This is a genomic window from Pseudomonas sp. MF09156 (genome assembly GCF_059862305.1).
On sequence record NZ_JCBCUR010000003.1, the window covers coordinates 324,369 to 337,452 of the forward strand.

The following is a 13,084-nucleotide window of genomic DNA, read 5'->3' on the forward strand; positions in this document are numbered from 1 at the left end:
AGAAACTGTGGCAGGACACTCCCCTGCGGGTCTGCTAGGCTCGCGCCCTTCTTCACCGTCTGCCATATGAGAACCTCCCGCGTGCCCGACGCCATTTTGCGCCTCGCCCTGCCCTCGCCCCTGCGCCGCCTCTTCGATTATCGGGCGCCTGCGGGTGTCGTAAGGTCGCAGTTGCAGCCGGGGATGCGCGTGCGCGTACCGTTTGGCCGGCGGGAAATGATCGGGATTCTGATCGAAGTGGCAGACCACAGCGAAGTGCCGGCAGAAAAGCTCAAGCCGGCCCTGGCCATCCTGGACGCCACGCCGCCACTGCCGGCGTCGCTGTTCAAGCTGTGCCTGTGGACTTCCCAGTATTACCAGCACAGCCTGGGCGACACCTTGAGCTGGGCGTTGCCAGTGCTGTTGCGCCAGGGCGAGCTGGCCGAGACCCGCCAGGAGCGCTTCTGGTCGATAACGCCCGGCGCGCGCCTGGACGACCCGCGCATCGCCCGCGCCCCGCGCCAGCGCGAGGCCCTGGCCACCCTGGCGCAGCATCCACATGGCGTGGCGCACCAATTGCTGAGCAAACTGATGCTGAGCAAGGACAGCCTCGACCTGCTGCTGGCCAAGGACCTGGTGCAGGTGGAAATCCGCCGCCACGCCCCCGGCGAGCGCCACGAGCACTGGCTGGCCCAACCGGAACTGCCACTGAACCCGGGACAACGCGCCGCGTTTGAGGCCATCAGCGCCGGCGCCGACAGCTTCCACGCGTTCCTGCTGGCCGGCGTCACCGGCAGCGGCAAGACCGAAGTCTATTTGCAACTGATCCGCGAAACCCTGGAGGCCGGCAAGCAGGCCCTGGTGCTGATCCCCGAGATCAACCTCGGCCCCCAGACCCTGGCGCGCTTCGAGCAGCGTTTCAATGCGCGGATCGCCCTGGTGCACTCGGCCGTCAACGACCGCGAGCGCCTGGAATCCTGGCTGGCCGCCCGGGACGGCGAGGCCGACATTATTATCGGCACCCGTTCGGCGCTGTTCACGCCGATGAAAAATCCCGGCCTGATCATCATCGACGAGGAACACGACGGCTCTTATAAACAGCAGGAAGGCCTGCGCTACCACGCCCGCGACCTGGCCCTGGTGCGCGCCCGCCAGGAAAACATCCCGATTGTGCTCGGCTCGGCCACGCCCTCCCTGGAGAGCCTGCACAACGCCTACACCGGGCGCTACGGCCTGCTGCGCCTCAACGAGCGCGCGGGCGGCGCCAAGCAACCGCGCTTCCTGCGCCTGGATGTGAAAAGCCGGCCACTGGACAGCGGCATCTCCGGGCCGATGCAGCAAGCCATCGGCCAGACCCTGGCGGCCGGCCAGCAAGTGCTGGTGTTCCTCAATCGCCGGGGCTTTGCGCCGACCCTGCTGTGCCACGACTGCGGCTGGATGTCCGAGTGCAACCGCTGCGATGCGCGCATGACCGTGCACCAGCGCTCCGGCGAGCTGCGCTGCCATCACTGCGGCCATGTGGAGCGGGTCCCGCGCCACTGCCCGCAATGCGGCAAAGTCGACCTGCGTCCCGTGGGCGCAGGCACCGAGCGCGCCGAGGAACGCCTGGGGATTCTGTTTCCGGACTTCCCGGTACTGCGGGTGGACCGCGACAGTACGTCGCGCAAGGATGCGATGAACCAGCTGTTCGCCACCATCCAGAAAGGCCAGCCGTGCATCCTGGTCGGCACGCAGATGCTTGCTAAAGGCCATCACTTCCCACGGGTGACCCTGGTCTCGATCCTGGATGCCGACGGCGGGCTGTTCTCCGGGGACTTTCGCGCCAGCGAACGCATGGCGCAACTGATCGTGCAGGTCGCAGGCCGCGCCGGGCGCGCCGAAGAGCCGGGCAAAGTGATCATCCAGACCCACCTGGCCGACCACCCCCTGCTGATTCAACTGACAGAACAAGGCTATTTCGCCTTCGCCGAGCAGGCGTTGAGCGAGCGTCGCTCCGCCGGCTTGCCGCCCTTTGCGCACCTTGCGCTGTTGCGCGCCGAGGCCCATAAACCGGGGCAGGCCGAAGGTTTCCTGGACGAGGCATGCAGCGCCGCTGAACGTTTGCTCGGTGAGCTGGGTCTGAGCGGCATCGAGTTGCTGGGCCCTGTGCCAGCACCGATGGAGCGCCGCGCCGGACGTTATCGCGCCCAGCTCCTGTTGCAAGCCACCGCCCGCGCACCGCTGCATCGGCTATTAAGTAGCTGGTTACTTGCGCTGGAGCAAATGCCCAGCGGGCGACAGGTGCGATGGTCGTTGGATGTCGATCCGGTGGATTTGTACTGATAGATAAATTGCTATCGCAGGCAGGCCGGCTCCCACATTTGACGGTATTCACACATCAAAATGTGGCAACGGGCTTGCCCGCGATGAGGCCCGCAGGTCCAGTAACGGACCTTGAAGGTTGGCAAGCCCGCCCTCGCACCGGATAATGTCCAGTTTTTCCACCTGCGCATCGCGCACCGCCGCTTGCGGTCGAAAGAGAACACCATGAAAGACACAATTCGCCAGTTGATCCAACAAGCCCTCACCCAACTCGTCAACGAAGGTGTGTTGCCTGAAGGCCTGACGCCGGCGATCCAGGTGGAAAACTCTCGAGACAAGACCCACGGCGACTTCGCCAGCAACATCGCAATGATGCTGGCCAAGCCTGCGGGCATGAAACCACGCGACCTCGCGGAAAAAATCATTGCCGCGCTGCCGGCCGACCCACAGGTCAGCAAGGCCGAAATCGCCGGCCCAGGCTTTATCAATATTTTCCAGAACACCCAGGCCCTGGCTTCACGCCTGGACGCCGCCCTGGCCGACGCCAAGATCGGCGTGCGCAAGGCCGGCCCCCTGCAGCGCGTGGCCATCGACCTGTCGGCCCCCAACCTGGCCAAGGAAATGCACGTCGGCCACCTGCGCTCGACCATCATTGGCGACGGCGTGGCGCGGGTCCTGGAGTTTCTTGGCGACACCGTGATCCGCCAGAACCACGTGGGCGACTGGGGCACCCAGTTCGGCATGCTGATGGCGTACCTGCAAGAGAACCCCATCACCAGCAACGAGCTGTCGGACCTGGAAAACTTCTACCGCGCCGCCAAGAAGCGCTTTGACGAATCCGAAGAGTTCGCCAACCGCGCCCGTGGCCTGGTGGTCAAGCTGCAGGCCGGCGACCCGGAATGCCTGGAGCTGTGGGCACGTTTCCGCGATATTTCCCTGTCCCACTGCCAGAAAATCTACGAACTGCTGAACGTCAAGCTGACCATGGCCGACGTGATGGGCGAAAGTGCCTACAACGACGACCTGATCAATGTGGTCAACGACCTCAAGGCCAAGGGCCTGCTGGTCGAGAGTAACGGCGCCCAGTGTGTGTTCCTCGACGAATTCAAGACCGCCGACGGCGAGCCGCTGCCGGTGATCATCGTCAAGGCCGACGGCGGCTATCTGTACGCCACCACCGACCTGGCGGCCGTGCGCTACCGCAGCGGCGTGCTCAAGGCCGACCGTGCGCTGTATTTCGTCGACCAGCGCCAGGCCCTGCACTTCCAGCAAGTGTTCGAAGTGGCGCGCCGCGCCGGTTTCGTCACCCACCCGATGCACATGGAACACATGGGCTTTGGCACCATGAACGGCGCCGATGGCCGCCCGTTCAAGACCCGCAACGGCGGCACCGTGAAGCTGATCGACCTGCTGAACGAAGCCCAGGAGCGTGCCTACAACCTGGTGAAGGAAAAGAACCCGGAACTGGCGGAAGCCGAGCTGCGCAATATCGCCCGGGTGGTGGGCATCGGCGCGGTGAAATACGCCGACCTGTCCAAGCATCGCACCAGCGACTACAGCTTCAACTTCGAGCTGATGCTCAACTTCGAAGGCAACACCGCGCCGTACCTGCTGTATGCCTACACCCGTGTGGCGGGCGTGTTCCGCAAGCTGGGCAAGGATTTCAGCGAAGTCGACGGCCAGATCATCCTGCAAGCACCGCAAGAGCACGACCTGGCCGCCAAGCTGGCGCAGTTCGGCGAAGTGCTCAACAGCGTGGGCGAGAAAGGTACGCCGCACATTTTGTGCACCTACCTGTATGAAGTCGCCGGGTTGTTCTCCAGCTTCTACGAGAACTGCCCGATCCTGAGCGCCGACGACGAAACGCAAAAGCAAAGCCGCCTGCGCCTCGCCGCACTGGCTGGACGGACCCTCAAGCAAGGCCTGGAACTGTTGGGCCTGGAAACTCTGGAGCGTATGTAAGTTGGCAGCCAAGAAAAAACCTGCACCCAAGCGCGGCGCCAGCCGCTACCAGGCACCGGCCAAACAACCGATCCCGGGCTGGATGTGGCTGGCCATCGGCCTGTCGGTCGGTGCGTTTATCGTGTTCCTGATGAAACTGGAGCCGGGCCAGGGCGAAGACGTCAAGCGGGTCAAGCAGGAGCAGCAGAAGGCCAGCAAGATCGCCGAAGCGAACAAGACACCGCCGAGCCCAACCGCGCCTGTGAAGCCGAAATACGACTTCTATACGCTGCTGCCGGAATCGGAAGTGATCGTGCCGCAAGACGCCGTGCCGGAGAAAACCCTGCCGACGCCGCAAGTGCCGACCACCCCGGTAACCCCGGCGGAAGCAGCCAAGATCGACACCGCACGAGCCCAGGCGGCGTTGGCCGGGATTACCCCGCCGCCGGCACCACCGGTTGCCACTACCAAGGCGGCACCGGTCACCAAGTTCTTCCTGCAGGCAGGCTCGTTCCCCAAGCAGGCGGATGCGGACCGGGTGCGGGCGCAGATTATCCTGCTCGGGCAGACGGTGACGGTGGAATCCGGGACGGTGAAGGAAGCGACCTGGTATCGCGTGCTGGTGGGGCCGTTCAGCAATCGTGAACAGCTGACCGTGGCCCAGAAGCAACTGGCGGGTGCGGGCTTTAGCAACCTGTTGTTACAACAACGCCAGAGCCGTTGAGCCACAGGCAACACGGATCAGATGTGGGAGCTGGCTTGCCTGCGATGACGGTGTATCAGTCAATATTTTCAGTGACGGGTGCACCGCGATCGCAGGCAAGCCAGCTCCCACATTGGTTTTATAGTGCTCTTGAGCTTGTGCCGGCCCGCTAGACACCACTCGTCCGCGCACCCTTCCTACGGTTGAAATCTCCCCCGCCACCCCCATATGAGTTCCATCAGGGCATTTTCGCCCCGCAGCGTGGAGACTCTCCCCTTGACCACCATCGTTTCAGTTCGTCGCCACGGCAAAGTCGTCATGGGCGGCGACGGCCAGGTTTCCCTTGGTAATACCGTGATGAAAGGCAACGCCAAAAAAGTGCGCCGCCTGTACCACGGCCAGGTCCTCGCCGGTTTTGCAGGTGCCACCGCTGACGCCTTTACCTTATTCGAACGTTTTGAAGGCCAACTGGAAAAACACCAGGGCCATCTGGTGCGTGCCGCCGTCGAACTGGCCAAGGAGTGGCGCACCGATCGCTCCCTCAGCCGCCTCGAAGCCATGCTCGCCGTCGCCAACAAAGACGCCTCCTTGATCATCACCGGCAACGGTGACGTGGTGGAGCCCGAGAACGGCCTGATCGCCATGGGTTCCGGCGGTGGCTATGCCCAGGCCGCAGCCAGCGCCCTGCTGAAAAAAACCGACCTGTCGGCCCGGGAAATCGTCGAGACCGCCCTCGGTATCGCCGGCGATATCTGCGTGTTCACCAACCACAACCTGACCATTGAGGAGCAGGACCTCGCGGAATAAGCCGTCGGCTTGTTCCTGCTTGAGGACCACACACCACTATGTCCATGACTCCCCGCGAAATCGTCCACGAACTCAATCGCCATATCATCGGCCAGGACGATGCCAAGCGCGCCGTTGCCATCGCCCTGCGTAACCGCTGGCGCCGGATGCAACTGCCCGAAGAATTGCGCGTTGAAGTAACCCCCAAGAACATCCTGATGATCGGCCCGACCGGTGTCGGCAAGACCGAGATCGCCCGGCGCCTGGCCAAGCTGGCCAACGCACCGTTCATCAAGGTCGAAGCGACCAAGTTCACCGAAGTCGGCTATGTGGGCCGCGACGTCGAGTCGATCATCCGTGATCTGGCCGACGCCGCCCTGAAACTTTTGCGCGAACAGGAAATGACCAAGGTCAGCCACCGCGCCGAAGACGCCGCCGAAGAACGCATCCTCGACGCCCTGCTGCCACCGGCACGCACGGGCTTCAATGAAGACGCCGCCCCCGCCTCGGATTCCAACACGCGCCAGCTGTTCCGCAAGCGCCTGCGTGAAGGCCAGTTGGACGACAAGGAAATCGAGATCGAAGTCGCCGAAAGCGCCGGCGTCGACATCTCTGCACCGCCCGGCATGGAAGAAATGACCAGCCAGCTGCAGAACCTGTTCGCCAACATGGGCAAGGGCAAGAAGAAAAACCGCAAGCTCAAGGTCAAGGACGCGCTCAAGCTGGTGCGTGACGAAGAAGCCGGGCGCCTGGTCAACGAGGAAGAGCTCAAGGCCAAGGCCCTGGAAGCGGTCGAGCAGCACGGCATCGTGTTTATCGACGAGATCGACAAGGTGGCCAAGCGCGGCAATTCCGGTGGCGTCGATGTATCCCGCGAAGGCGTGCAGCGCGACCTGCTGCCGCTGATCGAAGGTTGCACGGTCAATACCAAGCTGGGCATGGTCAAGACTGACCACATCCTGTTTATCGCTTCCGGTGCGTTCCACCTGAGCAAGCCCAGCGACCTGGTGCCCGAGCTGCAAGGCCGCCTGCCGATTCGCGTGGAGCTCAAGGCCCTGACGCCGGGCGACTTCGAACGCATCCTCAGCGAACCGCATGCTTCGCTGACCGAGCAATACCGCGAGCTGCTGAAGACCGAAGGCCTGGGGATCGAGTTCCTGCCGGATGGCATCAAGCGCCTGGCGGAAATTGCCTGGCAGGTCAACGAGAAGACCGAGAACATCGGTGCCCGTCGCCTGCACACCCTGCTTGAGCGCCTGCTTGAGGAAGTGTCTTTCAGCGCCGGCGACATGGCGGGCGCGCAGAATGGCGTGGCAATCAGGATCGACGCCGACTACGTCAACAGCCACCTGGGCGAATTGGCGCAGAACGAAGACCTGTCTCGTTATATCCTGTAAGCCTTACACAGGAACCGCTCTGCTTTAATGTGGGAGCGGGCTTGCTCGCGAATGCGGTGGGTCAGTTTATGCAACGGTGACTGACCCACCGCATTCGCGAGCAAGCCCGCTCCCACATTTTAAAGCCGGTTCCTTCAGGATCATCTCTGAGCGGTTCCCCAAATGACCAAACTGCCTACCGCCATCAACCTGCACAAAGCCTCCAAGACCCTCTCGCTGACCTACGGCCCCGACGAGGTCTATCACCTGAGCGCCGAACTGCTGCGGGTCCACTCCCCTTCCGCCGAGGTCCAGGGCCACGGCAAACCGATCCTGCAATTTGGCAAGCTGAATGTCGGCCTGACCAAGATCGAACCTGCCGGGCAGTACGCACTGAAATTGACCTTCGACGACGGTCATGACAGCGGACTGTTCACTTGGGACTACCTCTACCAACTCGCCGTACGTCAGGACGAGCTGTGGGCCGATTATCTTGCCGAGCTCAAGGCGGCCGGAAAAACCCGCGACCCGAGCCAGTCCGTCGTCAAGCTGATGCTCTAACTCAAGCCTCTTGCTCATTAGTGGGCATTTTCTAATTTCATCTGCTTGAATGCCCCTCCGTGTGGCCAAAGATTGGCCCGCTTGCGAAAAAAATTAAACTCGGGTAACCAATGGAATTGGCAAGTTCCCTGCATTTGACGATGCGGTATTTACGGTCACCCGAGCAGCAGTACCAGGCTTGTGTTGTGCCTCGATAATTGGGAGCACAGCGGTACCCGGTACTCGTCTTTCGGACAATGGAGCGTCGTAGATGAGTAACAAGAATAACGATGACTTGAAACGCCAGGCCTCGGAAAACACCCTGGGGCTCAACCCGATCATCGCATTACGGAAAAAGGATTTACTGGCTTCTGCGCGCATGGTGCTGACCCAGGCCATCAAGCAACCGCTGCACAGCGTCAAGCACGTCGCCCACTTTGGCGTCGAATTGAAGAATGTGGTGTTCGGCAAGTCCGAGCTTGCCCCCGAAAGCGATGACCGTCGCTTCAACGACCCGGCGTGGAGCCAGAACCCGCTCTACAAACGCTACCTGCAAACCTATCTGGCGTGGCGCAAGGAGCTGCACGACTGGATCGGCGACAGCAACCTGTCGGAGCAGGACATCAGCCGCGGCCACTTCGTCATCAACCTGATGACCGAGGCCATGGCGCCGACTAACAGCGCCGCTAACCCGGCCGCCGTCAAACGCTTCTTTGAAACCGGTGGCAAGAGCCTGCTCGATGGCCTCTCGCACCTGGCCAAGGACCTGGTGCACAACGGCGGCATGCCGAGCCAGGTGAACATGGGCGCCTTTGAAGTGGGCAAGAGCCTGGGCACCAGCGAAGGCGCGGTGGTGTTTCGCAATGACGTGCTGGAGCTGATCCAGTACAAGCCGATCACCGAACAGGTGTACGAGCGCCCGCTGCTGGTGGTGCCGCCGCAGATCAACAAGTTTTATGTGTTCGACCTGAGCCCGGACAAGAGCCTGGCGCGTTTCTGCCTGCGCAATAATCAGCAAACCTTTATCGTCAGTTGGCGCAACCCCACCAAGGCCCAGCGCGAATGGGGCCTGTCGACCTATATCGAAGCGCTGAAAGAGGCGGTCGATGTGGTCACGGCGATTACCGGCAGCAAGGACATCAACATGCTCGGCGCCTGTTCGGGCGGCATCACCTGCACCGCGCTGCTGGGCCACTACGCGGCGCTGGGCGAGAAGAAGGTCAACGCCCTGACCTTGCTGGTGAGCGTGCTGGACACCACCCTCGACACCCAGGTGGCCCTGTTCGTCGACGAACAGACCCTGGAAGCGGCCAAGCGCCATTCGTATCAGGCCGGCGTGCTGGAAGGCCGGGACATGGCCAAGGTATTTGCCTGGATGCGCCCCAATGACCTGATCTGGAACTACTGGGTCAACAACTACCTCCTAGGCAATGAACCGCCGGTGTTCGACATCCTGTTCTGGAACAACGACACCACGCGCCTGCCGGCAGCCTTCCACGGCGACTTGATCGAACTGTTCAAAAACAACCCGCTGGTGCGGGCCAACGCCCTGGAAGTGTGCGGCACCCCGATTGACCTCAAGCAGGTGACAGCCGACATCTACTCGCTGGCGGGCACCAACGACCACATCACGCCGTGGCAGTCCTGCTACAAGTCGGCGCAGTTGTTTGGCGGCAAGGTCGAGTTCGTGCTGTCCAGCAGCGGGCATATCCAAAGCATCCTCAACCCGCCCGGCAACCCCAAGGCGCGTTACCAGACCAGCGAGAGCATGGGCGAGAAGGCATTGGACTGGCAGGAAAATGCCACCAAGCATACCGACTCGTGGTGGCTGCACTGGCAGGGATGGGTGGGTGAGCGTTCAGGCAAGCTCAAGAAGTCCCCTACGATTTTGGGTAACAAGGCCTACGCAGCAGCAGAGGCTGCGCCAGGCACATACGTTCACGAGCGCTAAGGCCACACTTTTGTGTGATTGCAATGAGATCAAATGTGGGAACTCGGTCAGGGTGGGAGCGGGCTTGCTCGCGATGCAGGCAACACGGTGTATCTGTCAGGCCGAGTTGATGCCATCGCGGGCAAGCCCGCTCCCACACACACCTGCTCCCGCATGGGCCGCATTCCAGCAGTAACACTTCACAGGGCTTGAGCATGCCGCAACCGTTCATCTTCCGTACCATCGACCTGGATGGCCAGACCATCCGCACGGCGGTACGACCGGGCAAGTCTCACTTGACGCCATTGCTGATTTTCAACGGCATCGGCGCCAACCTTGAGCTGGTGTTTCCGTTCGTCCAGGCTCTTGACCCGGACCTGGAAGTGATTGCCTTCGACGTACCCGGCGTCGGCGGGTCGTCGACACCCAGCCGCCCCTATCGTTTTCCCGGCCTGGCCAAACTCACCGCGCGCATGCTCGATTACCTGGACTATGGCCAGGTCAATGCCGTGGGGGTTTCCTGGGGCGGCGCCCTGGCGCAGCAGTTTGCCTACGACTACCCGGAACGCTGCAAAAAGCTGATCCTCGCCGCCACCGCCGCCGGCGCCTTTATGGTACCCGGCAAGCCGAAAGTGCTATGGCTGATGGCCAGCCCGCGGCGCTACATCCAACCGTCCCATGTGGTGCGTATCGCACCGATGATTTATGGCGGCTCGTTCCGCCGCGACTCGAAACTGGCCGCCGAACACGCGAGCAAGGTGCGTTCGGCCGGCAAGCTGGGCTACTACTGGCAACTGTTTGCGGGCCTGGGCTGGACCAGCATTCACTGGCTGCACAAGATCAAGCAACCGACCCTGGTACTGGCCGGCGACGACGACCCGCTGATCCCGCTGGTCAACATGCGCATGCTGGCCTGGCGCATTCCCAATGCCCAACTGCACATCATCGACGATGGCCATCTGTTCCTGATCACCCGGGCCGAAGCCGTGGCACCGATCATCATGAAGTTTCTCCAGGAGGAACGCCTGCGTGCGGTGATCCATCCGCAGCCGGCGCCCTATAGCAACACCTGAGCGGTATCGGGTCAGGACGACCCCTACGCGCAACTTGGCCAGAACCGACTATGGTTCTGAATTGGCGTGCTTGTTGGCGAATTGACGAAGGAGTGTTGACCCATGCGTGACCGACCCGTAAACGTCCCGGCGCCTACACCCGCCGCGTTCATCAATGCACAAAGTGCGATCACCGGGCTGCGCGGCCGGGATCTGCTGTCGACCCTGCGCAGTGTCGCCGCCCATGGCTTGCGCAACCCGCTGCACAGCGCGCGGCATGCGTTGGCATTGGGTGGGCAATTGGGCCGGGTACTACTGGGTGAAACCGTGCACGAACCCAACCCCCACGACAGCCGCTTCGCCGACCCCACCTGGACCCTCAACCCCCTGTACCGGCGCAGCCTGCAAGCTTATTTGAGCTGGCAGAAACAGACCCGGCATTGGATCGACGACAGCAGCCTGAGCGAAGACGACCGCGCGCGGGCGCATTTTGCCTTCTCGTTGCTCAACGATGCGGTGTCGCCGTCCAACACCCTGCTCAACCCGCTGGCGATCAAGGAGTTGCTCAACTCCGGCGGCAACAGCGTGGTGCGTGGCATGAGCAACCTGTTCGATGACTTGCTGCACAACAACGGCCTGCCGCGCCAGGTCACCAAGCAGGCCTTCGAGGTCGGCAAGACGGTGGCCACCACGCCTGGCTCGGTGGTGTTTCGCAATGAACTGCTGGAGCTGATCCAGTACAAGCCCATGAGCGAAAAACAGTACGCCAAGCCGCTGCTGGTGGTGCCGCCGCAAATCAACAAGTACTACATTTTCGATTTGAGCCCCGCCAACAGCTTCGTGCAGTACGCCCTGAAAAACGGCCTGCAGGTGTTTATGGTCAGTTGGCGCAACCCGGACGTGCGCCATCGCGAGTGGGGCCTGTCGACCTACGTGGCGGCCCTGGAAGAAGCCCTGAACATCTGCCGGGCGATCAGCGGCGCCCGTGAAGTGAACCTGATGGGCGCCTGCGCCGGGGGCCTGACCATCGCCGCGCTGCAAGGCCATCTGCAAGCCAAGCGCCAACAACGGCGGGTCGCCAGTGCCACCTACCTGGTAAGCCTGCTGGACAGCCAGATAGACAGCCCCGCCATGCTGTTTGCCGACGAACAGACCCTGGAAGCGGCCAAGCGCCGCTCCTATCAACAGGGCGTGCTGGATGGCCGCGACATGGCCAAGGTCTTCGCCTGGATGCGCCCCAACGATCTGATTTGGAATTACTGGATCAACAACTACCTGCTCGGCAAGGAGCCACCGGCGTTCGACATCCTGTACTGGAACAACGACAACACCCGCCTGCCGGCAGCCTTGCACGGCGATCTGCTGGATTTTTTCAAGCACAACCCACTGAGCCACCCCGGTGGCCTGGAAGTCTGCGGCACGCCCATCGACTTGCAGAAAGTCACGGTGGACAGCTTTAGCGTGGCAGGGATCAACGATCACATCACGCCCTGGGACGCGGTCTACCGCTCGACCTTGCTGCTGGGCGGCGACAAGCGCTTCGTGCTCTCCAACAGCGGGCATATCCAGAGCATCCTCAACCCGCCGGGCAATCCCAAGGCGAATTTTGTCGAGAACCTCAAGCTGAGCAGCGACCCCCGCGCCTGGTACTACGACGCCAGCCACATCGAGGGCAGTTGGTGGCCGCAGTGGCTTGAGTGGATCCAGCAACGCTCCGGGGTGCAGCGCGAAACCCTGACGGCCCTGGGCAACCAGAACTACCCACCGATGGAAGCGGCGCCGGGCACTTATGTGCGAGTGCGCTGAGCTCAACGATCAGATTAAGAAGACTGGATGAAAACCCGCGACCGGATCCTGGAATGTGCCCTGCAGTTGTTCAACCATAAGGGCGAGCCAAATGTGTCAACCATGGAGGTGGCCAATGAAATGGGGATCAGCCCCGGCAACCTCTATTACCACTTCCATGGCAAGGAGCCCCTGGTACTGGGGCTGTTCGAGCGTTTTCAGGGGGAGTTGGCGCCACTGCTCGACCCGCCGGCCGATGTGCAGCTGGCACCGGAGGATTACTGGCTGTTCCTGCACTTGATCGTCGAGCGCATGGCGCACTATCGGTTCCTGTTCCAGGACCTGTCGAACCTGGCCGGGCGCTTGCCGAAGCTAGCCAAGGGCATTCGCAACCTGCTGACCGCGCTCAAGCGCACCCTGGCTTCGCTGCTGGCGCGGCTCAAGGCCGAAGGGCAGTTGGTCAGCGATACCCAGGCACTGGGGCAGTTGGTGGAGCAGATCACCATGACCCTGCTGTTTTCCCTGGATTACCAACGCATCCTCGATCGTGAGGCCGAGGTGCGGGTGGCGGTGTATCAAGTGATGATGCTGGTGGCGCCGCATCTGTTGATGCCGGCGCGGTTGGCTACCGAGCGTTTTGCTCTGCGCTACCTGGACGACACGGACTAGAAATGTGGGAGCGGGCTTGCTC

At 62.2% G+C, this 13,084-nt stretch carries 10 protein-coding genes; all 10 read left to right on the forward strand.

The annotated features are described in order from the left end of the window. Positions 1 to 81: 81 nt before the first annotated feature. Positions 82 to 2,301, forward strand: a complete 2,220-nt coding sequence (locus AC19YY_RS10540) for a primosomal protein N' (RefSeq protein WP_500604150.1) — start codon at positions 82 to 84, stop codon at positions 2,299 to 2,301. A gap of 204 nt (positions 2,302 to 2,505) precedes the next feature. Beyond that, entirely contained in the window at positions 2,506 to 4,242 is a 1,737-nt protein-coding gene (gene argS / locus AC19YY_RS10545; protein WP_500604151.1) for an arginine--tRNA ligase, read from the forward strand. Position 4,243: 1 nt separating this feature from the next. Continuing rightward, entirely contained in the window at positions 4,244 to 4,945 is a 702-nt protein-coding gene (locus AC19YY_RS10550) for an SPOR domain-containing protein (RefSeq protein WP_029296044.1), read from the forward strand. 255 nt (positions 4,946 to 5,200) lie between these two features. Further along, the gene (gene hslV, locus AC19YY_RS10555; protein ID WP_017738857.1) at positions 5,201 to 5,731 is read left to right on the forward strand and encodes an ATP-dependent protease subunit HslV; all 531 of its coding nucleotides are present in this window, start codon (positions 5,201 to 5,203) and stop codon (positions 5,729 to 5,731) included. 38 nt (positions 5,732 to 5,769) lie between these two features. Beyond that, positions 5,770 to 7,107 (forward strand): ATP-dependent protease ATPase subunit HslU, encoded by a 1,338-nt coding sequence (gene hslU, locus AC19YY_RS10560; protein ID WP_169952401.1) that lies wholly within the window; start codon positions 5,770 to 5,772, stop codon positions 7,105 to 7,107. Between the two features lie 162 nt (positions 7,108 to 7,269). Continuing rightward, positions 7,270 to 7,647: a gamma-butyrobetaine hydroxylase family protein gene (locus AC19YY_RS10565; RefSeq protein ID WP_169952404.1), complete on the forward strand. Its 378-nt coding sequence runs from the start codon at positions 7,270 to 7,272 to the stop codon at positions 7,645 to 7,647. A gap of 250 nt (positions 7,648 to 7,897) precedes the next feature. Next, positions 7,898 to 9,577 (forward strand): class II poly(R)-hydroxyalkanoic acid synthase, encoded by a 1,680-nt coding sequence (gene phaC, locus AC19YY_RS10570; RefSeq protein ID WP_170058125.1) that lies wholly within the window; start codon positions 7,898 to 7,900, stop codon positions 9,575 to 9,577. A 194-nt stretch (positions 9,578 to 9,771) separates the two neighbouring features. Then, positions 9,772 to 10,629, forward strand: coding sequence for a poly(3-hydroxyalkanoate) depolymerase (phaZ, locus tag AC19YY_RS10575; RefSeq protein ID WP_029296035.1), 858 nt, complete (start codon positions 9,772 to 9,774; stop codon positions 10,627 to 10,629). Positions 10,630 to 10,731: 102 nt separating this feature from the next. Next, positions 10,732 to 12,414: a class II poly(R)-hydroxyalkanoic acid synthase gene (gene phaC / locus AC19YY_RS10580; protein ID WP_169952408.1), complete on the forward strand. Its 1,683-nt coding sequence runs from the start codon at positions 10,732 to 10,734 to the stop codon at positions 12,412 to 12,414. Between the two features lie 27 nt (positions 12,415 to 12,441). Further along, positions 12,442 to 13,062 carry a TetR/AcrR family transcriptional regulator gene (locus AC19YY_RS10585; RefSeq protein WP_169952410.1) on the forward strand — a complete coding sequence of 207 codons (621 nt, stop codon included), beginning with the start codon at positions 12,442 to 12,444 and terminating at the stop codon, positions 13,060 to 13,062. Positions 13,063 to 13,084: the final 22 nt, after the last annotated feature.

Excerpts from the sequence above, each read along its gene's own strand:
- argS (WP_500604151.1), top strand. The coding sequence starts at position 2,506 with ATGAAAGACACAATTCGCCAGTTGATCCAACAAGCCCTCACCCAACTC.
- hslU (WP_169952401.1), top strand. The coding sequence starts at position 5,770 with ATGTCCATGACTCCCCGCGAAATCGTCCACGAACTCAATCGCCATATC.
- AC19YY_RS10565 (WP_169952404.1), top strand. The coding sequence starts at position 7,270 with ATGACCAAACTGCCTACCGCCATCAACCTGCACAAAGCCTCCAAGACC.
- phaC (WP_170058125.1), top strand. The coding sequence starts at position 7,898 with ATGAGTAACAAGAATAACGATGACTTGAAACGCCAGGCCTCGGAAAAC.
- phaZ (WP_029296035.1), top strand. The coding sequence starts at position 9,772 with ATGCCGCAACCGTTCATCTTCCGTACCATCGACCTGGATGGCCAGACC.
- phaC (WP_169952408.1), top strand. The coding sequence starts at position 10,732 with ATGCGTGACCGACCCGTAAACGTCCCGGCGCCTACACCCGCCGCGTTC.
- AC19YY_RS10585 (WP_169952410.1), top strand. The coding sequence starts at position 12,442 with ATGAAAACCCGCGACCGGATCCTGGAATGTGCCCTGCAGTTGTTCAAC.